The sequence below is a fragment of the Clostridium sp. D46t1_190503_E9 genome (assembly GCF_015555225.1).
Lineage (GTDB): Bacteria > Bacillota > Clostridia > Clostridiales > Clostridiaceae > Clostridium.
Genome location: NZ_JADNKB010000016.1, coordinates 36,707 through 62,363 on the forward strand (window position 1 = coordinate 36,707; position 25,657 = coordinate 62,363).

Here is a 25,657-nt window from a genome sequence, read left to right on the forward strand (position 1 = left end):
ATAAAAAAATAAGAGCTACTTATCGCTCTTATCTTTAATCATTAATTCATATAACATTTGCTTTACTAATGTAGATTTATTCAATATACCACACTTATTTTCAATCCAATTATATAATTCCATTTCTTTTTCATTGTTTACTGAAAATGCTAAGTCTATTTTTTCGTAATTTTTACCCATACGCCCACCCCTTACATGTATATTTTACCATATTTAAGGGAAAAATCACACTAGGAAGGTGATTCTATGAACCTTATGTTGCTAATGCCGATTACAATTGTTCTATCAATTCTATTCACAATATTAGTCGTTAAAAACGAAAATAGAAAAGATAAGTTATTATTAGAAAGAAAAAAATCAATAAAAGAAAATATTATCTATAAAGATTTTATAGATTCATATAAAAGAGAAAATAAAAAAATAGAATATCAAGAATACTTAAACAGCCCGCATTGGAAAGAAACTAGATTAAAAGCCTTGAAGAGAGCAGGTAATAGGTGCCAATTATGTTCTAGTACAAAATATTTAAATGTTCATCATAATACATATAAAAATATAGGACATGAGGATTTAAGCGACTTAGTAGTTTTATGCAGAAAATGTCATGCAAAATTCCATGATAAAGATTATTAAAAATGAGGTGATTATATGAAAAGAGAATTTATAAGAATAGATTTAAGTATAAGTTTAATGTTTATATGTTTATTTTCTTTAGCAGTAGGATTAATATTAAAATAAAGCACCTAGATTATTCTAGATGCTTTACTTTTGACTATTTATAGGAAACTAATTTATTTGAGCTATCATATAACTCCGCTCTATCCCCTTCATTATTCCATATATAGGCACTAGTCCACTTTAATGTTCCAGTTGACTTTCCACTTGCTATTGTAATTTGAGAATTAGCTTTCATTATATAGCCACTTGGAAAATCAAAGACTTGATTTCCTTCTACACTAACTAATTTCCAACCAGTCATATTTATATCTGTATTAGTATAATTTTTTAGTGTTACGATTTCTTTGTCTAAATCTACATTTGTTATTCTTATATCACCTGTGGTTGTTCCTTGATTTGAGCCTGGATTACTTGGAATGCTAGGATTATCTATAGTTCCATTATAACTACCTGGAGAAACATTGAAAGTAATATTACTTCCATTACTTGTAGCTATTATCGTTCCAGATTCATCAGTTCTATATACTTTTATATTTTTAGCCTTTAATCTATCCATTATACTTTTATTTGGGTGCCCATAAGAGTTGCCTTTTCCTACTGAAACCACTGCATATTTAGGGTTTACCTTATCTAAAAATGCTTGTGATGTAGATGTACTACTTCCATGATGACCTACTTTTAATACATCAGCTCTTAAATCTAGGCCCTTATTAATCATTTCATTTTCTGAAAGCATCTCTGCATCTCCTGCAAATAAGAAACTATTATTTAAATGTGTTAGTTTTACTACTACTGAGTAATTATTTAAATTTTCGTAGCTTGTTGAGTTTGGTGCTAAAATTGTGAAGCTAGCTCCACCTATAGAATATTTATCTCCTACCTTTGGTGCTGTTACTGTTAATCCTTTATTTTTTATAGCATTTAACACATCTTCATATGTCTTTGTTGTTGTAACTGCTTTAGGCATTATTATCTTGCCAATCGAAAAAGTGTTAATAACATTATCTAGTCCACCAATATGATCCTCATGTGGATGAGTAGCAATAACATAATCTAATTTACTTACTCCTTTAGATTTTAGATAATTAACAACTAGATTTCCATCTTCATTGTTACCAGCATCTATCAGCATAAACTTTCCATTATTTTCTATTAAAATGCTATCAGCTTGACCAACATCTATATAATGAACTTTTAATAAACTAGTATCAGTACTAGAAGAATTTAATAAACTATTTACTGTACTAGTAGGGACAACTCCTTCTCCACCTAGTACTGTTAAATTAGCTATTTTATTTTCTATTAGTATATCCTTAGTACTTGTATCTGGAGTTCTGTCTGTCAATACAATTGGATTCTTATTTAATGCTGCTAAGGCTCCTCCAGCTAAAGCATCCGGGAAATCAATACCAGTAGCTACATACGCATTAGAAAAATTAAGAATATTCTTAAATGTAGTGACTAACTTTTTATTAGTCTCATATCTATTGCTTCCATATATCCTTGTTATATTTTTAAAGTTTGTTAATGCTTTTGTTGGAACTATAGCTTCTCCACCAATTACATATGTTTTGTTTACATTTAAATTTATTCCTGGATAATTTTTATCCGCTAATATAATTGGCATTTCTAAAGTAGCAGCTATTGGACCTACACTTAAGGCATCTGCAAAGTTTAATCCAGTTGTAACAAAGGCTCCATTATTTGTTCCAACTAATTTTGCAACCTCATATGAAGTTTCATATCTATTTTTACCTGCAACTCTTTGAACAGTAATACCTAAGTTTTGTATATCTGTATATACATTAGTTGATACAACACCTGTTCCACCAACTATAAATACTTTTTTTACATTTAATCTCTTGAGTTCATTTAATGCTTCCTTATTTAACTTATTCCCTTCAACTAATATTATAGGAGCATTATATTTTTTAGCTAAAGGGGTGGCTGATAAAGCATCTGGATAATCTTTTCCTGTAGCTATTATTGCAACATCTGCTGTAGAAAAATTACCAGATATTTTAGCAGATGTTTCATACCTATTTAAACCTGCTAATCTCTTTATTGAACTTGCACTTGCACTTATACTATTCAATAAAGCAATACTTACAAATAACGTAAGTAAAAAAGAAATCGACTTTTTAAAGTATTTCATTATTATAAACCTCCTTTATTTTTTATCATTTAATAGTTTATAATTATTTCTTAACCATTACAATACTTTACAGGAAATTTACCCCAAATTTATATTTTAATACAAAAAAAATAGCACCTAGATTCTACTCTAAGTGCTTTTTGTTTTTTATTATAATTTGTTAGAATTGCTTTCCGTACTCTCTATCACTTAACCATTTGTTTACTAAATCAAAGTAGTTTCCTTTAGAATTTTGATTTTTACATCTCCAAGAGCATTTTATATAAACTCTTCTCACGCTTCCCTTTTCCCAAAAATTCATTTCAATTTCTGAATTTCTTCCGCTTTTTTCTTGATAATATTTTTCTACTTCTTCTAATAATCTAGCTTCTTCTTCAGTTATTTCTTTAATATTAGTTTTAATTTCTAATGCTCTTTTACTTAACATGTATATCCTCCTATTGCTTTTCTAGGATAAAGCATAACCTTTATTTTAGGACACCCTGTGTTAAAGTTAATCTGGAAAGTGGCTTTAAGGATAAACCACTTAGAACCTTCTATTTATTTTACATAAAGATCAAACTCTTTTTTATCTGCTGTAATGGCTGTGTACCAATGACAACCTATGTTTCTTCCGCTCATTCCGTTATTTTGTACTGTTACATCTTCCATTTCCTCTACTTCTTGCAACTCCTCTAAAGTTATAATTTCCTTTTCTACTAATTCCATTAATCTTTCCATTTCCCATTACCTCTTTCATTTTTTTATTTAGGAGTTTATCTCCTATCTATAATTTAATTATATACTATTTTCGTATATTGTCAATACGTTTTTCGTAAATTAGTTTAAAATTTAATTTTATTTTTATACGTTTTTAGTATATAATATAAATATAAACATTTAGAAGGTGATAATATGATTAAGATGAAATTACACATAAAGTTAGCTGAATTTAGAATGACACAAAAAGAGCTTGCTCAAAAAACAGGAATTAGACAACCTACTATTTCTGCTTACTGCAATGATACTAATAAACATATAGTAAAAGAACATTTAGATATATTCTGTAAATTGTTTAAATGTAATGTTGAAGATTTAATAGAATTTAAGGATATGGAGTAATTCCATATCCTTATTTAGTAAGTCTTTTATATTCATTTTTTAAATTTTCTTGAGTTAATGTTGCATATCTTTCCGTAGTTGTTGGAGATGCATGACCTAGAAATTGTTGTACTCCCTGTAAACTCATACCACTATTTAAAAGATTTGTTGCCTTAGTCCTTCTAAAATTATGCGGAAATATCCTTTCTGTTACTTTTGCTTTTTCTTTTAATCTTTGTAATATAAATCCAATACCTCGTTCTGTTAATGGCTTGTAAGGACTATGCAAAGATAAAAATAGATGCTCACTATCTCCTTTTCTCGTCTTTATATATTCTTCTAAAAAAATCTTTGCTCTAGTAGAGAAATACACTAGCCTTTGTTTGTTCCCTTTACCAGTAACTAATATACTCTGCTCTATAAAATCTATGTCTTTTACTTTTATATTAACTATTTCTCCAACTCTACAAGCTGTACTTTCCATTAATTCGTACAAGGCTTTATCTCTTATTATTTCACAAGCATTTCTTAATTTCTCTACAGTAACTTCGTTGTATGCTTTTTGTATTTTCTTAGGTGCTTTTAATTTTCTTAATTTAATCGCTGGATTTACTACAATATATTCCTCCTGTTGCAACCATGTAAAGAATCCTCTTAATCTAGTTATATAAGAATTTATTGTATTAATGCTTCTATTACTATTAGTACTACTTATATATGCTATAAAATTTCTAAGATCATCTATATTTATAGCAGCACATGGAACTTTTAAATAGAAATTTAGTTCCTTTAACATATAAAAATACCATTCTACTGTATTTTTACTGTATCTTTGTTTCTGCATATATTCTAAGAATAAATTCCCCTTTTCTTCTATATCTCCCTTAGCAATACTTTTGCTTTTAGTTGTAATATTATAATTACATGTAACTTCTTCTATAACTCTCCTAACTTGTAATTGCCTTTGCACATCAATTTCTATTTCTGGTAATATAGTCGTTAATTTACCTAATAAAATGTTTGTTAGTCCATTATTCAATAAACTTCCTCCTTAAAATAAAAATTTTCCTCAGAAATCTAAGGAACACACCTCGTGTTAATGTTAACCTATGGACTAAATCTATTTTATATTCTAAATTTGATTTCCTTCAATTTCATTTATTACTTCTAAGCATACTTTATAGTACAAAGATTCATCAAGTTCATTCCTTATTTTTCTTCTCTCGAATAGAAATAAAATAACAAATATCTCTATAATTAGCATAAAGAATATTATTATTATTACAAATGTATTATTAGGCATATTCCTTTCTATCATTATGGTTATTATAGCTGCTACAACTGTCATAAATATAGTCATACTAGTATTAAATGTTTCACTTTTTTCTCCATTTAATTTCTTCTCCAAATATATTTTTTCTAAATTACAGTTAAGTTCATTATTTTCAAGATACTCTCTTTTAACTTGATTATATAACTGTATTATTTCCTTATCTTCTTCTTTAAACTTTTTATATTCTTTATGCACATCTGAAAACTTTCTTTTTCTCTTCCTCATATTAATCCCCCATATTATACTAATAATATTATTGTATTATTTCAGAAAAATATGTCAATTATATTTTAAAGCAAACAAAAAGGCTAGTAAGTAAGATTTCTCCTACCTACTAGCCTTAAAAATTAATATATTGGATTTTCTGTTATTAAGCTATCATTATCTCTTGGGGCATATATTTGCACTTTACCAAACATTTCAGTTTTAATTATCTTAATATCTCCTTTGTCTTCTAATATCTCATAAGATAATCCTCCATATGTTGCTGGTGCTAATTTTGCACATTCATTACCTACTACTGGAGCCTTGTCTATCGAATATACTCTCCAACTTGGAACGTGTGGTTTTAGATTTAAATATTTCTTAGAATTAGTAGCTTCTATAGGATATATCTTTTCTCCTTTATTATTAAAAACATAATATCCATTTTGACAAAACTTTTTAGCACTTTCTAAAATTCTAAAAGCACCTAGTTGCGAAGCAGTATCCCCCCAACTCTTTCTTATTCTATACATTTCTTCATTATTAACATTATTATTTCCAGTCGATGTATTTAATTCAGCTTGGATCATATTAAGAAATCTTTGCCAACCTAAATCCAATGTCAAATGAGGGCAATATTTATTGCTAAAATCTCTATGTTTCTTTACATTATTTATTGTCCATCCATATTGTTTTAATAATGCTGCTACTTCTTTAGCTGCTCTTTTCTCAGCATTTATAAATTTCAATCCGCCAGATTTTGAATAACAAATTTCAACAGATATATAATTTCTATTTCCTTCGCCACTTCCTCCATCTCCTGCATGCCAAGTATTACGATTAAAAGGTATTCCTTGGATAGCTTCTGTATCATCTATAGCTATGTGAAAAGAAACCTCATTATTATTGCTTATCATATAAGCTATTTCATTTGATGCAGGTGCATCATTTGCGGTATTATGAATACAAATCCCCTTTGGTGCCATTGAATATGGACACTTTACTCCATATTTACCTGAATCAATTAACATTTGCTTTAACATATTAAACCCCTCCTCATATTTAAAATATATAAAAATAACAGGATTACTCCTGCTCCTTTATTCATTCTTATTTACTTGTTTCAAAAGTTGATTAGTATAGACTGCTGCTCCGGTTACTAAAATACCTTGTATTACTGCATTAATATTAAACCCTAATAACGCTATTGCTCCTACGATACCAAACACAAGTAATATTACTGGGATATACTTATCTCCTATTTTTTCAGTTCCTTTTAATATTAAACCTATAACATATAAGGCAGGCACTAATATTAAAGCATTTTCAATTATAAATTTTACAAATTCCATTTTACTTCTCTCCTTTTTCTTTAAGAACTTTATCTAATTTAACATCCATGTGATCCACTTTCTTCACTAAGTTTTCTGTCAATATTCTATTACTTGTACTTAATTCCTCATTTGTTTTTGTAACTCTATCTAATGTCATTTCAACTCGTGGCCATATCTTTTTATACATAAACCATATCAATAGAATACAAAGAGCTACTGGAAAAACAAAGGTATTAAATAATGTTGTTATTTCATTCATTTTGCACCTACTTTCTTTTTTAATTTTGTATAAAAAAAGAACTTACTTCTGTAAGCTCTTTATTTTTTATTATTTTCTTGTAAAACTTCACTAACACAACTTAGCAAAAATTTCATAAATACTAATTTATCTTCAATTTTCTCATCTTTATATGAAAATGAATATAGATATAAAGCTCCGAAAACTGATAAGAATAACAAAACCTTTTGACCATATTGTAATGATTCAGGATAATATTGTAAAATAGTTGTTACTACAGAAATTACGATTGCAATATTTGCTAATCGTAATCCAACATAACTATCCCAATTAGTTCCTTTTTTACTACTTTCAATCGTTAACTGTAATTCTAAATTTTCAAGTTCTCTACGAGTTTTTTTCCTAAGCTGCTTTATAATTTTCTTTTTTAAGTCAAGATAATCTTTTGCTTTATCTTTTGCTTCAAAGTATTTATTGTATTGGATAACTAATTTATCAAAATCACTCTTTAAAATCCGCATTTTTTTTTACCTTTTATCCCTTTGCACTTGCTATTTTTATACTTTTTTAATTTTATACTGATTCATGATAAAAGGCAAATTTAGTTAAAAATATGCTTAGATAATTTATGTCAGTTAGTGCGTAATAGTTATCTCAGGTTAATTTTTAACATTCCCTAAATGCTTTAGTTCTTCAATAGTTTGTATAAAATCTGGTTTATCCTCTTTATATTCATTCTCTAATGAACATTTTAATTCATTATATTCTTTTTCTAACTGAATTATAGTATTCTCATCTTCACCTTCCCAATATTTCTTTCTAACATCCTCTAAATAAAATAAATTTCTATAATACACCTTTATATTTTCAAAGTCCTTTTCTGATACCTTTCCTCTTATTGCTATTAGGTAATCATAAAACTTATCTTCCTCTATAAACGTTAATTGGTTCTTAAAAACCCCTCTACCTGTATCAAATTCAATCATTTTTAATGAATCAACCATATCATAATATAAAATAGTTGAAATTTTTGATTGTTCATTGTTTACTTTATAACTATCATATACGCCTACAAAAATAGTAGAAATTATAGAAGCTAATATAGTCGTTACTATAAATTTAATAACTTCATTACTTATATTATCTTTATCTTTCTTTACTTCTTCTTTCTTTAGCTTTTTACTTCTTTTCATAAAATTCACCCCCTTCTTAATATCGAACCAATTAAAACTTTATTTATATAAATACGTATATTAAGTGGTACATTAATGAACTTTATGAATGATAAGATAGTAAATCTAGCACATTGATTTAACTAAGTAATATATTACTTTATTTAAGATTTATTAGGATAAATAAAGTCGGTTATATCTTTATACTCCTCTTCTGTTATTGCATTTTTTTCAACGACATTCCAAACTCTATTTATATCCCATAATCCTAATTCATAATAATATTTTATCTTATCAAACATTGGTGACATCATAACTCAACTCCTAACATGAGTGATATATAGTCTATATCTGCTCTATTTCTTAATTCTAGCGGTTGGTCAACTGGAGTATTTTTTATTGCTTCCATTTCTTCTCCCGACATTCCTTCTATCCATTCAGCACCATTCCACTTAGGTTTATAAATTCCTTCTGGAACTAGTGTTTCTATATAATGAGAATCAAAGATTATATTGTCTTCTTCGTCATAGGCGTAAGGAATTTCTTCTAGCAATACATCTTCTATAAATAGTCCTTCATTATCTATTCTTCTATATAACTTCATATATTTTACCTCCTACTAAACTGTATCAAAAGATGGAATGTAAATATGAGCAAACACATTAGAACCTTTTATAATAGTTACATTGCCGTCCATAGTTAAATATGCATATCCAAATTCTCCATTAGAAACAACAGGCGTTCTTATTGGTTTAAATGGTCTATATCCAACTGGTAATATAAAGGTTGGACTTCCAACAACACCACCTTTTACAGAACCATGTATTGTTACTCTACCAAACTTATCTTTTTTATATCTTATATTAATATCATGATTTGTCCATCCATTTAGTAATGTTGGCTCAATCCACTCTTCTTGTGTAATAATATTTTTTACATCTTTCTCTAATTCTTCAATTCTTTCATCAGCACTATTAAACAGCTTATTTTTTACAGTAGAATGTCTAATATCCAACGCAGTTATAACATCAGAAGAAATCTTAGCGTAAACATTAGAATCTACGATACTGCCTTCTGTAAATATATTAGTTTTTTTATCATAGGTTCTAAGTCTGTTTTGAATCTCTAAAGTTGTTTCTATCGGTGTCTCTAATTCATAATAAACTGTAACTGGATTTTGAGATAACCAAGTTTTTAAACCTGCAACGTCTTGTGTAGATAATTTAGATTTTAAGATTCTTACCTGAATACCATTTGCTGAATGTGAAGAGATACCTTCTGTATCTATTCCACCCATCCCATTTTGTGAATAAGAAGTAAATTTATCTGATATGACTTTTACTTCTGATGTATTTAATATTGGATTTTTTATATTAATCCCAAATCTAAGTGTATTTGCACTAGTTTCTTGTAGAATTATACTTTCACTTCCATTTAAAACAATTTTCCCAATCTTTCTAGTTACCTTACTATTCTCAAAATCTATTTCATCTTTAACTCCATTTGGTAAACTCCTTAATGGTTCTGTTAATGAAACGCTTACTTTATCTTCTTTGTAAGGTTCATATGATGTAGAAACTGTTCCTTCTTCTATTTGGATGTTTTTAATCGTCAATTTATGGTTAGAAACATTTCTTAATAAAACATTTATAGTATTTCTATTGTTTGTGTTTGGAATAATAAAAGATAAAGTGGAATATTTTGTTCCTACTTGTCCAGTATAGCCTTTTATATCTGAATTTTCCGAATCAATCCTGATAACATCAGAACTTGTTGCCGTAAATTCAACATCGCTTTTTGCATCAAATGATATTGTATAGCTAGTAAATGGTTTAATTTTTATATTATTAGATATTTTATTGTTTGCACTACCAATACTGCAATTATATTCCCCAGTTTTTTCATCGTATTGTACATTGGTTGGCATGATATCAACTCTACTAAAGATATTCTTTCCAATACTCTTCACAACAGTAGGATTACTGCTTACTATTCCATCAACATAAGGTAAATCTGCTTCCAATTGTGAAATATTAGTAGGTTCTTTACCCACTCCATATATTTCTGTTAGGTCATAAACACATACTCCATCTACATTAGCTGTTAAGGTTGATGCCACACCTGCACCTACTTGTAACCTTATCCCATTTCTACCAGTTATTATAGTGGATTTCTTTTGCCATTGATTTAATTTTGTAGTATCAACAGAAACCTTTACACCGTTTGTCCATGCCCCATAATCTGTACAAAGCAAGGTGCACTCTCCACTTGTAAATGTCGATAAATAAAAATTAGCCGAAACAAAATATTTATGTGTTGAATCAAGAGTAATTTCTGTATATCTATTACTATTAAGATTTACAGCGTTAAATTTCATACTCGAATTACCGAAAAGCTTTAATTTATTATCTATTGTCGCATCGGTACTTCCATTCCAACCAGTCATACTTTCACAATTCCCTATATCTCCAAGCAAGTTTTTAATTGTTCTACCTTTAATTTTTAAATCCTTAGTAAACCCATCATAGCTTTCACTAGCACTTATATATTTATCTTCATATTCAAGTAAACTAGCATTATTATATCTATCATTGATATAGCTCATATCGGATTCAAGCCTTTCACTTAAGTTGGCATGAATTTTTCCGTTGAAATCTTCTTTCGCATCTTCTACATTTTTTATTGTATTAGATATATTCCCAACTTGAGCTAACTTACTATCTAATTCCGATATTTTTTGAGTTGCTTCATTATTTGCAGTTATCAACTCCGCTATATTTGCGGTAGTTCCAATATCTTTTTGCAACTGAGTTATACTATTCTTATTTTCTTCCAATGATGCATTAACTTTTTGTATATCGCCTTTAGTTGCAGCACCACCATTTTGTATTAATTGTTCGGCTTCTCCCTTAACTGTTCCTGCTTCTACTATCTTATCTTGTAATTCTTCTAATATAGTAACTGTATTTCCACTTTCTACTGATCCTTTTATTACACTTCCTATAACTTCTAATTCAAAAGAAGAGGTAGTATTCTGCTTACTACTTTCGATTAAAACTATCTCTATTTTTGTTTTTCCTGCAACCCTTGTAAAATCCCTATCTAAAGAAGCTTTTATCTTATTATTTTCTATAATTATATCTGTATTTTGAATAATATATGTGTTATCCGCCTTTAGAGCTTGTATTGTTATAATTGCATTAGTCAAACTTTTTTCAGTTCCATTTTCATATATGTTTGCTTCAAGTAATAAATCATCATTTTGCTTGCATTTAGGTAGAATGTAACTTTCTTTACTTGTATCTAAATCTACTTTTAACTTACTAGCCATTAATCAATCCCTCCAATCTTTCTATTCTTTCCTCTAAGGTGCTTATATACTCTTCTTGCCTATCTATTTGTTGTTGCTGCTCTTTTAAGGCCAATGTAATATAAGGGACTATGTTATTAAAATTAGGATAATATATTTGACTTCCATCTTCTTGCTCTACTCCAAATGCAAAATTATTATCTATTTCTTTTAATTCCTGCGCTATATATCCACACTTTGCACCTTCTCCATATTTTTCAGGCTCCTTGAAATTATAAGAATAATGCTTTATTTTTTTAATTTCTTCCATAGCATTTATTTTTTCTTCTCTAAAAAGAGAAAATGTTCTTTCTAATGCACTTAAATCGCCATCTATTTGAGTTATATTTTCTTTTAAATTTTCGTCAGATGCATTTACATTAACACCATAAGCGGTTAAGTCCATAGTTTGTATTTCTAAATATGGCCCAGAGCTTCCACTCCTTATAGCTATTCCATTAACTTGTTGGCTACTTGATGTTCCATTTCCTCTTACTGCAGGCCTGGTTACACCACCTCTATAAATGTAAATATCTCCTGTTATTTCTCCGCCCTCTACATCTCCGTATAAAGTTCCTCCATCTAAATTTATATCATATCCTTGTGTATTTATTTTCCTTGTGTTAAGAGTTCCATTTATAGTACCACCAGTTCCAACACTTATTCCTTCTGTTATAGTTAAGCTAGTTCCTTTTAGTTGTGTAGCTTCAACAAAATTTGAAATTAATCTAGATATATTAGCAGTTTGACTTATACTTAAAACTTTATCGTTTATTCCAGCTTCGCTTGAAGTTAAATACCAACAAGCATCATTGTATAGACCATATACAACTTCTGCGCTCTCTCCATTTTCTCCTACGAATCCTATTCCTCTTTTTGTTAATTCTAATCTCTCCCCATAAGCACTACTTAAATCCTCTTTTATCAAAATCGCACCATCTTTTAATAGTAAATTTCCTCTAGAAGTTCCTTTTAAAAGTGCTTCATTGCTGCTATCTACTATTTCTATAGCAGCATTTTTTACTCTTAATCCATATTTGCTTATATTTACATCTGTTTCATCATTTCCTATAGAGAAATTAAATTCTTTAGATGTTTGAGTAAATTCTGTTGTGAAATCTTTTCCTTTAGAAACTTTACTAGATAATCCTTCTTCTAAAATTTCTATTTGTGTTCCAGTTGCTAAATCTTTATCACTCAAATCTACTTCAAAACTTTTACCATCAAATTTCACTTTGTTTGCTAAATTAAAAGTACCATTCTCCATGTTAATCCATGTAGTGTTATCGAAAGATTTTAATACTCCAGCTTTGATTAACTTAGCATTTAATATACCTGTAGTTATAAAATCAGCGACAATGGCACCATCTTGTGTAATGGCTGTTCCAAATTCTCCATAATATCCCGTACTACTAAATCCTAATCCTCCAGCATTCCATCTCCAAACATTAGTCATGGTATTTATGTCTTTGGTATCGCCGATTATTATTTCATTTTCTTTTACTATTACATAAGAGTTTTTAAGTCCACCTTTTATTAAAGAAGTTGCGTTATCCTTAGCTAACTGGAGTATAGTTTCTGTACTATCCATAGTTTCTAATCTTTCTGCTATTTGTTTAAGACTTAAAGGTTTAACTTCTATATAGTTACTTAGATTAATTTCTTTAGTTTTTTGAGCTAGAACATCATATTTTTTTGACATAGCTCTTACTTTTATATCTGTATTCAGTTTAGGAATATAAACTCTAATAGTATCTCCTAAGAATACTCTTTCGGCTACTATATAATTTTTATATTCCTCAGTTTTTTCTAATTGAACAAAATTTATCGTGTAACTAGCTTTAATTTTATCTATTCCATTTTTAGAAAACTCTTCATTTATTCTTCTATCTAGTTCTTCTTGTGCTTCTTCTAGAGTGTCATAACCCTCTTCACTAGTTTCATCTTTCACTTTAATATCTTCATATTTGATAACATCTGTATATATGCGATTGTAAGAGCCTATAAGCGGACTATCTATATAGCTACCTAATATTCCATTAAAGCCTTGCCCTCTTGCTCTAGTAACCAAATTATCTATATTAGAAGTGCCTTCAAATCCAGTTAGGTTTTTACCTTCTCTTATACTAAATCCCCTATCAGTTCCAATACGTTTATTAATATAAATAGTATATCCACGCCTTTGGATTTCTCCACCCCAACGATTTAAGAAAGAATTATCATTATCATGTAAGGCTTTATATAGGCTCATACGCTGATAATAAGCTGTAGCCATTGTGTCTATATCTGATAAAATCTGTATTTCATTTTTACCTTCTGCTTTATCTAGCATCCAACTTACTGCGCCTTGGCCATTAATATTAGTAGGTCTTATATCTTCTAACCAAAGAGTTAAACTATCTGCAATAGTAATCTGTCTTGCAACTACATCTATATATCTAGTACCTACTGTAACTTTAGATATTCTAAAAATTTCATATCCATAATCTAATAAAACTTTTAGAATAACTTCTTCTTGCAAAATATCCTGTAAATTATCATCAACAAGAAAAGTTAAATCGCAAATATAATTGCCTGTACTTAAATCTTCATCTGTGGTGGATTTTATACAATATTTATCTAAGTTCTTTCCATTACTACTTAAAACCTTATCCTTAGGAGTACCCGGAAGAAAATAAGCTACTTTTATTTGTTTCTTCATTTATATTTCCTCCTAACACTTGTATTTTGTAATATATTCAACTACTACTTTAGTTACATTTCCAGTATAAGAAATTGTATTTATACCTTTAGTAAATAAAACAAAATCCCCTAAGGTATCATCATCCTTAGAGGTTCCATCTTGCTTTCTAACTTGTAGTACATAACTATCAATTTCTACATAATTATTAACATTATTAATTTGCATTGTTTCACCATTTATAGTTAATTGTATATTACCAGTTCCGTAAACTTTTATTAACGTATCCCCTGGAGCATTACCCGTATAATTTATTTTAAATCCACTACTAGTAATTTCATGTACTGTTTTCTCAAGATCTTGTGTAAATGGTTCACATAGAAAAGTTACATCAAATTCACCTATACTTCTAAATTCTTTTTGTATATTCCCAAATATAACTTTTTTAACTTTATAACATCTATCAGCCCTACCAAATATAAGCCTATTATCTTGAATTTCAGTAAGCCATTCATATACTCTTTCAAAACTAATTTCAATAGTTGGAGATAGAATTGTAAATGTAAAAGGAATTTTCTTATCTGGATAGGTTCCTTTATTAATTATTAAACTACCACTTCTACCTTCTACTTGTATTTCTTCATATTCTTCATTTGTTATTGGAATAGAAGGATAATTTTCTAAACATAAATTCAAATACAGACTTCTTTCATTATTAAAATATATTTCTCCTTCATTTATCATTAAAACTACCTCCCTTCATAGTATTCAGTTAAAACATCTTGGTTAGGAGCTACAACTGTTTGAGTAAATTCTTTACCATCAACTATAAATTTAGCAACTACTGTTACTGGATTATTTTTAGGATTATCATCATTATCCGTATCGCTTACACCACCCAAATTATTGTTATGTGCAACAACTCTAGCTGTAGTCATAGCAGTTTCATAATCTACCGTTCCTTGCATTTTAGCAACTAAATTTTTAAAATCATCATCCATAGACTTTTGAACATTGTCAGTCTCATCTTCAAAACCTACTCCTACGCCTTGAGCCATGTACTTACCGACTTGATCTCTAAATACACGAGATGGAGAATGAATTCCTAATGCAGCTTTAGCTCCATCAACTATTCCACTAAAGAATCCACTTACCTTACTAGCTATCCAACTCCCCATTCCAGTAATACCATTCCATACACCACGAACTATATTAGAACCTATTTCAGCCATTTTTGAAGGTAAATTTGTAACAGCATTTATAATATTACTAACCATGTTAGAACCAGCTTCTGAAGCTTTAGAACCTAAATCTCTTCCAAATTGATAAACTTTTGATATTGTACTTAATAACCAAGACCATATTTTACCCGGCAAACTCGCAAACCAATCTATAACCGCACTTACAGCATTGCTTGCAGTAGTATACATGTTATTCCATGTATCTTTTCCCCACCTTACAATATTGTTATAAGCATTAACTAACCAAGTCCAAATCCTACCCGGTAACTCACTAAAGAATGTTACTACATTTTCTATCCATATAGGAACATTGGTTGTTAAATAGTTCCATGTATCAGTACCCCACTTAACAATAGTTCCAAGTAAATTTCCTAACGCAAATCCAATTTTGTAAGGTAATTCATTGAACCAATTAAATATTTGCTCTATCCAAGATGGTATTGTAATTGTGAAAAAATCTGTTATAGCTTGCCAACCATCTATAAAAGCTTGTTTAATTGTATTCCACAACTCACCAAACCACGCTGGAACACCAGAAAAAAATGCAACTACACTATTCCAAGCATTAGGTATATCTACAGTAAAGAAATTCACAAGCCAATCCCAAACTAAAATACCAGCTTCTTTAATTGCATTCCAAGCATTTATTATAGCAGTTCTAAAACCTTCATTTGTATTCCATAGATAAACTATTCCAGCTATAAGACCTGCTATTGCTGCTATGACTATACCTATAGGATTTGCTGACATAGCAACATTTAATAACCATTGAGCCACCGTCGCACCTTCATTTGCTAATTTAAAAGCTTGAAATGCTTTAACTAATCCCATTATCATATTAGCTACATTAAGGACCATTAAGGCTGTGCCTATCGCAATTATACCTGTAGCTATTTCATTACTATTATCTAATAACCAGGCAAACCCTTCTATTATCTTAGGAAGATAATCAGATATTAGCTCACCTATCTTTACTGCAAAATCACCTAATCCATCTGCTATATTAGCTATACTTGCTTGGATATTAGGATCTTTAAAAGCTTCTGACATTTTGACTACCATTCCTTGCAGCGTAGGCATAACATCTGATTTCAATATTTCACTAAATGGTTTGAATGCATCTCCAATTAAAGACATAGTATCATCTTTAAGTGTAGACCACATACCACTAAGAGTTTTAGATTGTACTTCCATGCCTTGATAGAACTTTCCACCCTCACTCGTAGCACTTTTCATAGCTTCTGCAACCATTTCATAGCTTATCTTTCCATCTGACATTTCTTCTTTAAGCTCTGACATTGACTTTCCGGTTTTTTCAGCAATAGATTGAAGTGGATTAAATCCTTGATTTATAAATTGCATTAAATCTTGGCCGGTCAATTTACCAGCCGATGCAACTTGTGCAAATACTAAAGCTAATCCTTTAAATCTTTCTTGATTACCTAAAGAAATATCCCCTAACATTTGAAGGTCTGGCATAATATCTTCAACGCCTATTCCAAACGATAATAATTGTTTTGAAGCATCGGCAAGTCCTGTCATTTCAAAAGGAGTTTTAGCAGCAAAGTCCTTTAAGTCTTCAACGTGTTTAGTAGCTTCGGTTGCACTTCCCAGTAAAACTGTAAAATTAGCAAAATAATCTTCCATTTGCGAATTGTACTTTGTAGCAATTGTTGCTAATCCACCTATAGCAGCTCCGCTAGCTGTTACCAGTCCTGTAAATGCAGTTAATCCTGTTTTGGCTATACTACTTAACTTACCACTTAAACCTTTAACATCTTTCTCAGCACCACTTGAATTTATTTCAGTATCAATTATAATTCTTCCATCAGCCATTATCTTACCTACTTTCTTTAAAAAATAAAAAAAGCAGGCATTGGCTCACTACTCTAAGGTGTGGCTCTAAGCTCTGTCTTTTGAATTATCTAATTTATTAATTTTTTTACAACGAGGGCATTTTATCTCCCCTATTACTATATCAGCCTTTAACAATAGCTGATTACAATTTGTACAACGTATATTTTCTATTTCAATCACCTACCAACAAAAATAAGCACTATTTAGTGCTTATAAGTATATTTCTTCATTTTCATTTATTTTTACTTCATTAATTTGAGCTCTTAATTCTTCAATAAATGAAGACCAGTGTAGGCTTGCTCCTACAATTTCAAAAGATACTACTTTTGTTTCTTCTTCCTTAGATTTATAATTTATAATCATATAATAATTAGTTTCTGACTTTTGCTTATTTCCTACACCACTTATTCCCCCAACTATAGCTCCTAAAGGGCCTAACAAAACTCCTCCTACTACAGCTCTACCAGCAACTGATTTGCTTTTTTCAATAATATCTCTTTCACTAACAACATTTACTCCTATAATTTGAACAAATTTTAAATTAATATCTGGCTTTTTAACTATTCTAGATTTTATAGTTAAGCATTCATTATCTAAATTCAAACTAAGTTCAACTGCTAAACCTTTTCCATACCCCTCTATTCCATCAACAAAAGAGAGATTTATAGATTTATTTCCACTTTTATTTTTCTTACTAAATATACCCATATATACCTCCAAAAGTAAAATTAACTTTATTATATACATAGATATTCTGTAATTACAATAAATTATTTATATGTTCCATTTAATAAAGCATTTTCTATTTCTTTTAATTTTTCTTTTTCTGAATTGCTTATATTATCTGGTAACTTATATAAGTCTTGCATCTTCTTATAATAAGCTTTTTCCTCTTTATCCTTAATCTTAGATAAATCCATACTCCTATATCCCATTATCTTAACTATCTCATTATCCTCTTTAAGACTCTTAAACATAGCTTTAAATTTCCACCAATGTAAATACTCTATATCTTGTAAATCTACTCCATACTGGTCCATAAATGCAGCATATATATAATCATCATCATGTTCAAAACTGTAAATTTGAGTGACGCTCTTACCTTTACCATTTCCTTTAGATGATGTTGTTTCTTTACCGCACCTATAAAACCATAACATTTTATCTATAGCTTCTTTAATATCATTAGGTATAACTGGATAATAAAGCTGTAATGCCATATAAATTTTATCTTCTTCGCCTATAGAATTATCTTGCATTAATAATTCAAATAAAATAGAAGTACGAAAATCACTATTAATCTCGTACTCCTCATTATTAATCTCAATTTTGTTAGGCAATAAATCAATTAAGATATTCATTATTTTTTACTTCTTCTATTAGCTCTATTAGTCGAATATTTGTTTGTTATCTTCTCCATCTCATCTTTCTTCTCATTAATTTGTAAAACTAGTTCTTCAAAAGCCTTCATACAAACTAATAGATTAACTTTACTACCAAATACTTTTTTATCAGTTCCTTCACCGAACATAGTATTGAAAACATCAAATATAGCATTACAATTAATTTTTATCATTTCAACCATACCAACATTTTTATTATTTTCTTCAAGAGATTTTATTCTTTCTAAAGACTTATCATACTTTTCAGCCACTTCAAGATCATAAACATCTATATCTTCTAATTCTACTCCATTAATTATCATTCAATTACCTCCTATACTGTTTTAGGTGTAAACTCTTCTGCAAATTCCTTGCTTGTTAAAGTAAATGTACCTTCAACTGGATCACTTTGTCCTAAAAAGTTCCCGCTAATTCCTAACTCTCCATCATTATCATCAAAACTATCTACCGCAATAGCAACTTTGAATTTTCTTGCTCTAAACGTCCCATCTGCAGTTCCTGGTTTATCTAAATCAACTATAAGATATTCCGTTTCAGTATCAGCACCTGTTTTTTGCATTTCTCCGATTTCTTTAATAAATTCAATTGCCTTTTCACTATTAATTTGATCAGTATTAAAACTTGTCCCCCACTCATAACCAGTTACACTTTGGCTAGAACTGGATTGATTTATATACCTCTTAGAAGTAGTTTGAGCTGAAGGACTTTCATTTAGTTCAGTAAATCCTGCTCCTAATAGTTCAAAAGCTTCTTTGACTTTTAAGTAATTAGCCTGTACTTTTCTTTTTCTAATAGCCATTTAATTCATTCCTTTCTCTTAAAATACTTTAATCTTAAATTTATTTGATACTGCGCAGTATCTTCTGTTACTGCAAAAGCATATCCAGTACTTGTGACCTCTATGGATAAAGGTTCTAATCCATTATCAAGTAACGGAAATATCTCTTTATCATTGTTGTTTTCTATCCAATCCGCAAATTTTTCATAGAATCCTGAGTTATCTATATTCTGCAATACATCAATTCCATAAGGCTCCCTAGAAGTAAATATAAAAGCATATTGCCTTATACTATCACCATTGACGTATTTTCTTACTATTGGATTTATAGGAACTTCTTCTATAGAATAAGTATCTGGATTACCTTCTAAGTAATTCACATTAACTTTTATAGCATTATTAAAAGTATCTAAATGAGGGCAATTTCTTATATAATTTCTCAAAGCATCTATTATCATTTAGCTCTACCTCCTACAAATTGTGCTATAGATTTTACTACATCATTACCTCTATCATTCCACATACGCTTATCCCAAAACTTACCTCTAAGTCCCCCTACAGAGTTACCTTCTTTTCCTAACCCTTTATTAGTGTAATATTGTTTTTTAGCATAATCAGAATTATATATAACCTTATCTTTATTTATTTCAACTCTAATATCTTTAAGCCCACCATGATCATAAGGTACATAATTATTCATCCATTTAGCACATTCCTTAGTGAATTTTTCTTGTGCTTGACCATCTTTATTAAGGTATCTTTTCAAAAGAATTTTCCCTGTATCATCCATCTTAATTCTTACATTAGTAGCCATGCTATACTCCTTCTATCTCAAAGTGATCAGATAATGGATTTACAGATTTTATATTTATAACATCATCAAACTCATTTTCTAAATCAGCAATTCTAAAAGGCTTTACTCCTACTACCTCGAAATCAACTTCACCTTTAACTATCTTGTCACCATTACTATCAAAAGTGAAATATTTATGTCTTTCTTCATCAGATAACTTGTTAAATCTTTTAGGACTTACGTAATTATCTAACTTATCAACAAAAATAAGTGTACTATCAGCAAGTAATAGCCCTTTATCGCTTACAGTTCCATTTCTTTTACCTTGCCAATTAACGCCTTTTATTACTGTTCTTTGATATTTATCTACTCCACTAGCAGCATCCGCATATCTGTTATATATAGTTATATCTGCATTTTTAAATAAAACTCCCATTACATCACCTCTAATACATTTTTACATATCTAGCAGGTAATAAAGCTTTTACATCATCAGTTATAGTCCATGCCTTTATATCGGAATCAAAAGTAATACTTTGATTGCCTTCACTCATGGATTTTATTCCTACAGATTTAGTTGAATTAAGTTTATTTGCATTTTCTATTATCTGATCTATAGCCAAAGCGTAATTTTTCTTTATATATTCATCACTTAGATTCCTATTTAAATAATTTCTTATAACTAAAATTGCTTTAGCTTCATTTTTCTCCTCTAAAGTCAAAATTACCCCTCCTATATAAAAATAAGGAGGAAATTAATCCTCCCTTATTAAGCTAATGTTATATTCCCAATACCTAGCTCTTCACCTCGAGGGAATGAAGGTATTGCTGTAGCAGCTGCTTTAGTGAACTCTCCAACTGGATCAGTGCTAGTATAAGTACCGACAAATATGTTTCCAACCATTTCAGCTAAATCCATTTTCCCATCCCCAATTAATTTAACTTCTTCAGCAGTTAATCCAAATATTGTTTCACCTAATGTTCCATCTCCAAACATAGAAATTGTATTTTCAGGGAAGTATCTCTTAGTAGTAAATCCTTTAGCACCTTCAACTCTATACTTTCCTTCATAAGTAACTATTCTAGGTAATTCACATTGAGCTAATAATTCATTTAATTGAGCTAAAGTAACAATCTTATCAGAATTAACTCCATGAATAGCTGCTCTTATAGAAGCATTATTACAAATTGCTTTTGCAATTTTTCTAGAAGTAAGTGCTCTAGTTGGTCTTGAACCTGAAGCATCTTCTACCGCAGAAGCTAAAATCTCCAAATCATCAAGTGGTTTAGAAGTTGCTGGATCACTCCAATTAAATGTTTTCTTATTTCCAGCTGGAACACCATAATCAAGTGTAACTTTCACACCATTTTCTTCAATTTTAATTTTCCCTGTAGATAAAGCTTCCATTCTCATTGCTTCTACTCTAACATTTACACCCTCAACCATTTTATCAGCATCATTGTACAATTGTGTTAAAACATGAGTTAACTCAGCATTAGTTCTTGGATTATTTATCTTAATTATTTCTTTTTCAGCTATTTTTATTTGTCTTTTAATAAGTGCTAAACTAGCAGCACCTTTTTGAATAGCTTCCCTACTAGCAAGTTGAGTTTTAGTATCAAACGCATGTACTGAAGCACTAACAGGTAGTCCACCAGCTCCTAAAATCATATCAAACTCTATGTCTTGAATTTTTCTAGATGGGAAAAGTGACTCCCCTAACATTGGAGCTGTTACCCTTTCCTTAAAATAATTAACTAACTCATTAGTATTAAAAACTTCTTCTAATCTTGGCATTATAATTCCCCCTTATTATCTAAATGTTACTTTTGGTAATGCGGCTTTTATAGCTTCAATAGCTTTATCTGCAAACCCATCAAGTACTCTATCTGTTCTTAAATATCCCTCTACAACTAAAGAGCATGGCATATCTCCATTAGTTACATCAACTGTTCTGTATAAAATACCCACCGGTGTAGTTGTTAAAGTTTCTGAACCAGAATCCCCTGTTTGTTTAACTACATTTCCATCTGCATCAATTAAAGTTCCAGCTAACACTATTTTCTTTCCTTCTGCATTCGCAGTAACTCCAGTTGCTAAAACAGTACCTGAGAAAGTAACTAAGTTAGCCGGTGTAACTAATATTTCCATATCATTTTCATAATTTATTTTTTTAAAATACATATATTTTCCCTCCTATTTATCTCCCCAAGGATCACTTGGAACTGAATTTGTTTTATTTATTTGAGCTGCTATAGTAGCACCAATACTTATTGGTTCACCATCACTTCCTTTTCCTGGTATATAAGAATTAGATTTCATTTTTTCTGTAGCTATAGCTTCAAGTCCATCAGACCATTCCTTAGAAATAGAATCTATAACTTCCTTTGTTTTATCAAAATCTTCACTCAAACATTTTTCAACTACACTAGCTGGTAATTTCTTATCTGCTGCATATTTTATAGCTTGAGTTAACAAGTCTTTTCTAGCATTAGCTTGTCTTTCTCTCTCTAATTCTTTTTTCAATTCTAATAATTCTTTTTGAGTTGGATCAGTAACTAAATCCGGATACTTATCCTTAATAAAAGGTTCAAGTTCCTTTTCTAAGTTATTCTCCTTCCAAGTTTTCAAAGCCTTTGAATAATACTTATCATTTTCACTATCAATAAAAGCTTTAAAGTCTTTATCATTCTTTAATTTTTCCTTAAAGGCCTCTAAGGTAAGTCCACTAGCTTTTAGTGACTTAGCTAAATCACTACTCTCTAGTAATGAATCTATATTTTCATCATCACCAGCTTTTTCTATTAATTTTAATAATTCTTTCTTTAACATATATCCTCCTTATCCCACAAACCTCTATAAGACTCGTGACACAAAATTATTTAACTTAGTAATGTATTTATACCCCTTGTACACTAATCGCACACAAGACGAATTTAAAGCAAAATAAAAAGCCTTAGTTTGCTAAAGCTTATTAGTCATTTTTAAATATTTCAGGATTATCTCTAATTACTTGATGTAATCCTAATGCTATCTCATCAACCACAGTTTCTTCATCTGAATTATTCAAATCCAAACTTCTTTCTTTAATTATTCCATGAACCAATTCGTGTAAAAAGGTCTGTTCTTGCCCCTGTCCATCTTGAACCAAATCATTAATTTTTATTTTATGAAATTCATAATCTATCATTCCTTTACATTCATATCTATCTACTACTAAAGTTTCATTTGATATTATAACTAAATAATCACTTGAACCTATCCTTATTTTTTTAGGTATATTCATAAACCCTCCTTATTCTTCAATAGTATAAAAACACCTACACATCGGATGTCTTGGTCTTGCTATCTTGTTTTCAAAATCATATATTTTATCATGATATTGACCACAATCATTACATAATTTATTATCTAAAGTAGCATTATATCTAACCTTTTTGACTCCAGTTTCTTTGCAATATCTATCAAATGCATCACCTGAAACTCTAGAAACTTCTGTTTCCACTAATCTTTTACTATTATAAGCACTAGTATTAAATGTTTTTTCTATATCTTTTCTAATTTGGTTTACATTCACTTTGCCTTTTAGGAAATCTTGTACTCTTCTATGCAAATGATTAGCAACTTCTTTTTCGTTACTCCAAATTCTTTCTGAAAAATGTTTACCTTTGAAATTACTTTCTATTATCTTTTTTACATCTTTCAAGCCTTTGTTGTAGTTATAAAAACTAAAAGTTTCCTTGACTAGAGTACTTAATAATTCTTCAATTATTTTTTCTTGAGAAGCTGCTTCACCTTTTGCTATATCATTTACTAATTTAGACATCTTATTATATTCTTTCTCAATAGTTGCTCTATCCATAACCATAACATCATTAGCTATTGTATAAGTTAATAAAATATTAGCAACTTCTTGTAAAAGTACATCTCTGTTAAGTTTTTTATGTTTATATATCTTTTTTAATTGTTTTTCTGCTAATTTATAAAGGCTTTCAATGAATAACTCTTCCTTAGTCATTCTCATCACCTAAATTATTTAAATCTATTGGAATCTCTTCCTCTCTTTCCTTCTTAACCTTCTCAGCTTCAGCTACAGTATTGTTTATAAAACTAAATCTACCTCTAGCGGTATCTTTAGATATTATATCCTCAGGTAATTGCGCTAGCATTTGAGCTGTTGCTAAATCATCGCTAGGTATATTAGGAGTATAAAGAGCTTTTACATCCTTATAATCATAAATTTTATTTTTCTTTATGTCTAAGTATTTAAATAAAAACCTAATTCTATTTTTAACTATGTTTTTGTGAGATTTTATTTGTAAGCTACATTTATTTTCAAGAACTATTAGCCTTGACCTTAATGCTATACCAGATAAATTACTTTGCATTTTCTCATTATGATTAATATGACAAGCTAATTGATACATTGTATCTTCATATCTATTTAAAGTATTTTGAATAAATGTATCATTAATATTTTTTATCAACCAATTAGCATCAGCTTTATCTCCTGGTAGTTGCAAAATCCCTAATTTTTTCATTTGAGGAATATCTTCTTCATTAACTTCAGCGTTTTTAAATAATAAATAAGCATTTCTAAAGTCACTTATTTCATTTCCAATATCAGATAAATTAGTTTCAAAAGCATCTTGAAGTCCTTTCAAATCTTTATATAAGCTATCATCGTAGCCTTCTTCTGTTAACTCTCCTATAGAAACTGGAACTTCTCCAAATATATTGACACTCGGAGCTGATATTTCATTAAACTTATTGTCAAAGTGATATATTTTATCAGCAGTATAAACATCTATATAAGAAGTTGTTGTATCAAAGTCATTTTTAAAAGAATGAATAAAAAAAAGAACCTTCTTTGAAGATTCATCATAATACGCATATCCTTCTGTAGGCTTAATTATTTTACTGCAAAAATCAGCATTATCATCATAATAATAAAGCTCATAAACTTTTGTGAATATAAGCAAATACTTCATTAAGTCAGTATCATGTAACTCATTCCAATGAGCTGTATAATACTCTATATCCTTAACTACATTTTCATTTTCTGTTCTAGATTCATAAGTTATTTCATTTCCTACAGTATAGGCAACTTCTTCTTTTATAAACTTTTTTATATAGTTTGTATTTATTTTAAGATTAGATCTCTCCGTTACAAATAAATATTTTCTTATTGCATCTGTATCACCTTTGTAGTACCTATACATTTTATCATATATATTTTTATATACATGATATGATCCATAAGCTTTTTTTACTAAATTCAAATGTTCAGGATTATTAAGGTCTAATCCAAATTCTTTTTTAAATAACTTTTTAATAATTTCATTAATTTTCATATTTCAC

At 29.3% G+C, this 25,657-nt stretch carries 33 protein-coding genes; 2 read left to right on the forward strand and 31 right to left on the reverse strand.

Annotated features, from left to right (window positions below; genetic code table 11):
• Positions 1-15: 15 nt before the first annotated feature.
• Positions 16-180, reverse strand: coding sequence for a hypothetical protein (locus tag I2E83_RS16005; RefSeq protein ID WP_195264574.1), 165 nt, complete (start codon positions 178-180; stop codon positions 16-18).
• Between the two features lie 66 nt (positions 181-246).
• On the opposite strand from I2E83_RS16005, the gene I2E83_RS16010 reads away from it, so the two are divergent.
• The gene (locus I2E83_RS16010; protein WP_195430847.1) at positions 247-633 is read left to right on the forward strand and encodes an HNH endonuclease; all 387 of its coding nucleotides are present in this window, start codon (positions 247-249) and stop codon (positions 631-633) included.
• Between the two features lie 139 nt (positions 634-772).
• Here the strand turns inward: I2E83_RS16010 and I2E83_RS16015 are convergent, their stop codons facing one another.
• From I2E83_RS16015 to I2E83_RS16025, 3 genes are all read right to left on the reverse strand, one after another.
• Positions 773-2,833, reverse strand: coding sequence for a cell wall-binding repeat-containing protein (locus I2E83_RS16015; RefSeq protein WP_195430850.1), 2,061 nt, complete (start codon positions 2,831-2,833; stop codon positions 773-775).
• Between the two features lie 160 nt (positions 2,834-2,993).
• The gene (locus I2E83_RS16020) at positions 2,994-3,260 is read right to left on the reverse strand and encodes a hypothetical protein (RefSeq protein ID WP_195430853.1); all 267 of its coding nucleotides are present in this window, start codon (positions 3,258-3,260) and stop codon (positions 2,994-2,996) included.
• Positions 3,261-3,373: 113 nt separating this feature from the next.
• Positions 3,374-3,553, reverse strand: a complete 180-nt coding sequence (locus I2E83_RS16025; protein ID WP_195430856.1) for a hypothetical protein — start codon at positions 3,551-3,553, stop codon at positions 3,374-3,376.
• A gap of 174 nt (positions 3,554-3,727) precedes the next feature.
• On the opposite strand from I2E83_RS16025, the gene I2E83_RS16030 reads away from it, so the two are divergent.
• A complete protein-coding gene (locus I2E83_RS16030) occupies positions 3,728-3,934 on the forward strand; it encodes a helix-turn-helix transcriptional regulator (protein ID WP_195430859.1) in 207 nt (68 codons plus the stop codon).
• Between the two features lie 10 nt (positions 3,935-3,944).
• On the opposite strand, the gene I2E83_RS16035 is transcribed toward I2E83_RS16030, so the two are convergent.
• From I2E83_RS16035 to I2E83_RS16170, 27 genes are all read right to left on the reverse strand, one after another.
• On the reverse strand, positions 3,945-4,952 hold the full coding sequence (locus I2E83_RS16035; RefSeq protein WP_195430862.1) for a tyrosine-type recombinase/integrase: 1,008 nt from the start codon (positions 4,950-4,952) through the stop codon (positions 3,945-3,947).
• Positions 4,953-5,045: 93 nt separating this feature from the next.
• Positions 5,046-5,471: a hypothetical protein gene (locus I2E83_RS16040; protein WP_195430864.1), complete on the reverse strand. Its 426-nt coding sequence runs from the start codon at positions 5,469-5,471 to the stop codon at positions 5,046-5,048.
• A gap of 122 nt (positions 5,472-5,593) precedes the next feature.
• Positions 5,594-6,493, reverse strand: a complete 900-nt coding sequence (locus I2E83_RS16045) for an N-acetylmuramoyl-L-alanine amidase (RefSeq protein WP_195430867.1) — start codon at positions 6,491-6,493, stop codon at positions 5,594-5,596.
• A 57-nt stretch (positions 6,494-6,550) separates the two neighbouring features.
• On the reverse strand, positions 6,551-6,802 hold the full coding sequence (locus tag I2E83_RS16050) for a phage holin family protein (protein WP_195430869.1): 252 nt from the start codon (positions 6,800-6,802) through the stop codon (positions 6,551-6,553).
• 1 nt (position 6,803) lies between these two features.
• On the reverse strand, positions 6,804-7,043 hold the full coding sequence (locus tag I2E83_RS16055; RefSeq protein ID WP_195430871.1) for an iduronate sulfatase: 240 nt from the start codon (positions 7,041-7,043) through the stop codon (positions 6,804-6,806).
• A gap of 59 nt (positions 7,044-7,102) precedes the next feature.
• Entirely contained in the window at positions 7,103-7,543 is a 441-nt protein-coding gene (locus I2E83_RS16060) for a hypothetical protein (RefSeq protein WP_195430873.1), read from the reverse strand.
• Positions 7,544-7,681: 138 nt separating this feature from the next.
• Complete coding sequence (locus tag I2E83_RS16065) at positions 7,682-8,215, reverse strand: hypothetical protein (RefSeq protein ID WP_195430875.1); 534 nt, start codon at positions 8,213-8,215, stop codon at positions 7,682-7,684.
• Positions 8,216-8,358: 143 nt separating this feature from the next.
• Entirely contained in the window at positions 8,359-8,508 is a 150-nt protein-coding gene (locus I2E83_RS16070; RefSeq protein WP_243249650.1) for an XkdX family protein, read from the reverse strand.
• Positions 8,505-8,798: a hypothetical protein gene (locus I2E83_RS16075; protein ID WP_195430877.1), complete on the reverse strand. Its 294-nt coding sequence runs from the start codon at positions 8,796-8,798 to the stop codon at positions 8,505-8,507. The genes I2E83_RS16070 and I2E83_RS16075 overlap by 4 nt, the downstream gene beginning before the upstream one ends.
• Positions 8,799-8,813: 15 nt before the next feature.
• Positions 8,814-11,525 carry a hypothetical protein gene (locus I2E83_RS16080; protein ID WP_195430880.1) on the reverse strand — a complete coding sequence of 904 codons (2,712 nt, stop codon included), beginning with the start codon at positions 11,523-11,525 and terminating at the stop codon, positions 8,814-8,816.
• On the reverse strand, positions 11,518-14,244 hold the full coding sequence (locus tag I2E83_RS16085; protein WP_195430883.1) for a phage tail spike protein: 2,727 nt from the start codon (positions 14,242-14,244) through the stop codon (positions 11,518-11,520). Before I2E83_RS16085 ends, I2E83_RS16080 begins: the two co-directional genes overlap by 8 nt.
• Positions 14,245-14,256: 12 nt before the next feature.
• Positions 14,257-14,967, reverse strand: a complete 711-nt coding sequence (locus tag I2E83_RS16090) for a phage tail protein (RefSeq protein WP_195430884.1) — start codon at positions 14,965-14,967, stop codon at positions 14,257-14,259.
• A gap of 5 nt (positions 14,968-14,972) precedes the next feature.
• Positions 14,973-17,300, reverse strand: a complete 2,328-nt coding sequence (locus I2E83_RS16095; RefSeq protein ID WP_195430886.1) for a tape measure protein — start codon at positions 17,298-17,300, stop codon at positions 14,973-14,975.
• Positions 17,301-17,531: 231 nt separating this feature from the next.
• Entirely contained in the window at positions 17,532-18,029 is a 498-nt protein-coding gene (locus I2E83_RS16105; RefSeq protein ID WP_195430890.1) for a hypothetical protein, read from the reverse strand.
• 62 nt (positions 18,030-18,091) lie between these two features.
• Positions 18,092-18,682: a bacteriophage Gp15 family protein gene (locus I2E83_RS16110; protein ID WP_195430892.1), complete on the reverse strand. Its 591-nt coding sequence runs from the start codon at positions 18,680-18,682 to the stop codon at positions 18,092-18,094.
• Entirely contained in the window at positions 18,682-19,026 is a 345-nt protein-coding gene (locus tag I2E83_RS16115; protein ID WP_195430893.1) for a DUF6673 family protein, read from the reverse strand. The genes I2E83_RS16110 and I2E83_RS16115 overlap by 1 nt, the downstream gene beginning before the upstream one ends.
• Before the next feature lie 11 nt (positions 19,027-19,037).
• Positions 19,038-19,523 carry a hypothetical protein gene (locus I2E83_RS16120; protein WP_195430894.1) on the reverse strand — a complete coding sequence of 162 codons (486 nt, stop codon included), beginning with the start codon at positions 19,521-19,523 and terminating at the stop codon, positions 19,038-19,040.
• A 5-nt stretch (positions 19,524-19,528) separates the two neighbouring features.
• Positions 19,529-19,960 carry a chloramphenicol resistance protein gene (locus I2E83_RS16125; protein WP_195430895.1) on the reverse strand — a complete coding sequence of 144 codons (432 nt, stop codon included), beginning with the start codon at positions 19,958-19,960 and terminating at the stop codon, positions 19,529-19,531.
• On the reverse strand, positions 19,957-20,316 hold the full coding sequence (locus tag I2E83_RS16130) for a minor capsid protein (protein WP_195430897.1): 360 nt from the start codon (positions 20,314-20,316) through the stop codon (positions 19,957-19,959). Before I2E83_RS16130 ends, I2E83_RS16125 begins: the two co-directional genes overlap by 4 nt.
• A 1-nt stretch (position 20,317) precedes the next feature.
• The gene (locus tag I2E83_RS16135) at positions 20,318-20,731 is read right to left on the reverse strand and encodes a DUF6751 family protein (RefSeq protein ID WP_195430899.1); all 414 of its coding nucleotides are present in this window, start codon (positions 20,729-20,731) and stop codon (positions 20,318-20,320) included.
• A 10-nt stretch (positions 20,732-20,741) separates the two neighbouring features.
• Positions 20,742-21,017, reverse strand: a complete 276-nt coding sequence (locus I2E83_RS16140; protein ID WP_195430901.1) for a hypothetical protein — start codon at positions 21,015-21,017, stop codon at positions 20,742-20,744.
• 47 nt (positions 21,018-21,064) lie between these two features.
• Complete coding sequence (locus tag I2E83_RS16145) at positions 21,065-22,093, reverse strand: major capsid protein (protein ID WP_195430903.1); 1,029 nt, start codon at positions 22,091-22,093, stop codon at positions 21,065-21,067.
• A gap of 15 nt (positions 22,094-22,108) precedes the next feature.
• Positions 22,109-22,480 (reverse strand): hypothetical protein, encoded by a 372-nt coding sequence (locus I2E83_RS16150; RefSeq protein ID WP_195430905.1) that lies wholly within the window; start codon positions 22,478-22,480, stop codon positions 22,109-22,111.
• Between the two features lie 12 nt (positions 22,481-22,492).
• Complete coding sequence (locus I2E83_RS16155; RefSeq protein WP_195430932.1) at positions 22,493-23,128, reverse strand: DUF4355 domain-containing protein; 636 nt, start codon at positions 23,126-23,128, stop codon at positions 22,493-22,495.
• Between the two features lie 142 nt (positions 23,129-23,270).
• Positions 23,271-23,582, reverse strand: coding sequence for a hypothetical protein (locus tag I2E83_RS16160; protein WP_195430935.1), 312 nt, complete (start codon positions 23,580-23,582; stop codon positions 23,271-23,273).
• Positions 23,583-23,591: 9 nt separating this feature from the next.
• Complete coding sequence (locus tag I2E83_RS16165; protein WP_195430938.1) at positions 23,592-24,314, reverse strand: minor capsid protein; 723 nt, start codon at positions 24,312-24,314, stop codon at positions 23,592-23,594.
• Positions 24,307-25,650: a phage portal protein gene (locus I2E83_RS16170; protein WP_195430941.1), complete on the reverse strand. Its 1,344-nt coding sequence runs from the start codon at positions 25,648-25,650 to the stop codon at positions 24,307-24,309. The genes I2E83_RS16165 and I2E83_RS16170 overlap by 8 nt, the downstream gene beginning before the upstream one ends.
• Positions 25,651-25,657: the final 7 nt, after the last annotated feature.

What these genes read in the sequence shown, in the direction of transcription:
- I2E83_RS16085 (WP_195430883.1), bottom strand. Translation starts at nt 14,244, where the DNA reads ATGAAGAAACAAATAAAAGTAGCTTATTTTCTTCCGGGTACTCCTAAG.
- I2E83_RS16050 (WP_195430869.1), bottom strand. Translation starts at nt 6,802, where the DNA reads ATGGAATTTGTAAAATTTATAATTGAAAATGCTTTAATATTAGTGCCT.
- I2E83_RS16060 (WP_195430873.1), bottom strand. Translation starts at nt 7,543, where the DNA reads ATGCGGATTTTAAAGAGTGATTTTGATAAATTAGTTATCCAATACAAT.
- I2E83_RS16005 (WP_195264574.1), bottom strand. Translation starts at nt 180, where the DNA reads ATGGGTAAAAATTACGAAAAAATAGACTTAGCATTTTCAGTAAACAAT.
- I2E83_RS16145 (WP_195430903.1), bottom strand. Translation starts at nt 22,093, where the DNA reads ATGCCAAGATTAGAAGAAGTTTTTAATACTAATGAGTTAGTTAATTAT.
- I2E83_RS16055 (WP_195430871.1), bottom strand. Translation starts at nt 7,043, where the DNA reads ATGAATGAAATAACAACATTATTTAATACCTTTGTTTTTCCAGTAGCT.
- I2E83_RS16030 (WP_195430859.1), top strand. Translation starts at nt 3,728, where the DNA reads ATGATTAAGATGAAATTACACATAAAGTTAGCTGAATTTAGAATGACA.
- I2E83_RS16165 (WP_195430938.1), bottom strand. Translation starts at nt 24,314, where the DNA reads ATGACTAAGGAAGAGTTATTCATTGAAAGCCTTTATAAATTAGCAGAA.
- I2E83_RS16070 (WP_243249650.1), bottom strand. Translation starts at nt 8,508, where the DNA reads ATGATGTCACCAATGTTTGATAAGATAAAATATTATTATGAATTAGGA.
- I2E83_RS16045 (WP_195430867.1), bottom strand. Translation starts at nt 6,493, where the DNA reads ATGTTAAAGCAAATGTTAATTGATTCAGGTAAATATGGAGTAAAGTGT.
- I2E83_RS16090 (WP_195430884.1), bottom strand. Translation starts at nt 14,967, where the DNA reads ATGATAAATGAAGGAGAAATATATTTTAATAATGAAAGAAGTCTGTAT.
- I2E83_RS16020 (WP_195430853.1), bottom strand. Translation starts at nt 3,260, where the DNA reads ATGTTAAGTAAAAGAGCATTAGAAATTAAAACTAATATTAAAGAAATA.
- I2E83_RS16105 (WP_195430890.1), bottom strand. Translation starts at nt 18,029, where the DNA reads ATGGGTATATTTAGTAAGAAAAATAAAAGTGGAAATAAATCTATAAAT.
- I2E83_RS16025 (WP_195430856.1), bottom strand. Translation starts at nt 3,553, where the DNA reads ATGGAAAGATTAATGGAATTAGTAGAAAAGGAAATTATAACTTTAGAG.
- I2E83_RS16110 (WP_195430892.1), bottom strand. Translation starts at nt 18,682, where the DNA reads ATGAATATCTTAATTGATTTATTGCCTAACAAAATTGAGATTAATAAT.
- I2E83_RS16135 (WP_195430899.1), bottom strand. Translation starts at nt 20,731, where the DNA reads ATGGGAGTTTTATTTAAAAATGCAGATATAACTATATATAACAGATAT.
- I2E83_RS16095 (WP_195430886.1), bottom strand. Translation starts at nt 17,300, where the DNA reads ATGGCTGATGGAAGAATTATAATTGATACTGAAATAAATTCAAGTGGT.
- I2E83_RS16150 (WP_195430905.1), bottom strand. Translation starts at nt 22,480, where the DNA reads ATGTATTTTAAAAAAATAAATTATGAAAATGATATGGAAATATTAGTT.
- I2E83_RS16125 (WP_195430895.1), bottom strand. Translation starts at nt 19,960, where the DNA reads ATGATAATAGATGCTTTGAGAAATTATATAAGAAATTGCCCTCATTTA.
- I2E83_RS16120 (WP_195430894.1), bottom strand. Translation starts at nt 19,523, where the DNA reads ATGGCTATTAGAAAAAGAAAAGTACAGGCTAATTACTTAAAAGTCAAA.
- I2E83_RS16010 (WP_195430847.1), top strand. Translation starts at nt 247, where the DNA reads ATGAACCTTATGTTGCTAATGCCGATTACAATTGTTCTATCAATTCTA.
- I2E83_RS16130 (WP_195430897.1), bottom strand. Translation starts at nt 20,316, where the DNA reads ATGGCTACTAATGTAAGAATTAAGATGGATGATACAGGGAAAATTCTT.
- I2E83_RS16160 (WP_195430935.1), bottom strand. Translation starts at nt 23,582, where the DNA reads ATGAATATACCTAAAAAAATAAGGATAGGTTCAAGTGATTATTTAGTT.
- I2E83_RS16170 (WP_195430941.1), bottom strand. Translation starts at nt 25,650, where the DNA reads ATGAAAATTAATGAAATTATTAAAAAGTTATTTAAAAAAGAATTTGGA.
- I2E83_RS16155 (WP_195430932.1), bottom strand. Translation starts at nt 23,128, where the DNA reads ATGTTAAAGAAAGAATTATTAAAATTAATAGAAAAAGCTGGTGATGAT.
- I2E83_RS16065 (WP_195430875.1), bottom strand. Translation starts at nt 8,215, where the DNA reads ATGAAAAGAAGTAAAAAGCTAAAGAAAGAAGAAGTAAAGAAAGATAAA.
- I2E83_RS16015 (WP_195430850.1), bottom strand. Translation starts at nt 2,833, where the DNA reads ATGAAATACTTTAAAAAGTCGATTTCTTTTTTACTTACGTTATTTGTA.
- I2E83_RS16040 (WP_195430864.1), bottom strand. Translation starts at nt 5,471, where the DNA reads ATGAGGAAGAGAAAAAGAAAGTTTTCAGATGTGCATAAAGAATATAAA.
- I2E83_RS16075 (WP_195430877.1), bottom strand. Translation starts at nt 8,798, where the DNA reads ATGAAGTTATATAGAAGAATAGATAATGAAGGACTATTTATAGAAGAT.
- I2E83_RS16080 (WP_195430880.1), bottom strand. Translation starts at nt 11,525, where the DNA reads ATGGCTAGTAAGTTAAAAGTAGATTTAGATACAAGTAAAGAAAGTTAC.
- I2E83_RS16115 (WP_195430893.1), bottom strand. Translation starts at nt 19,026, where the DNA reads ATGATAATTAATGGAGTAGAATTAGAAGATATAGATGTTTATGATCTT.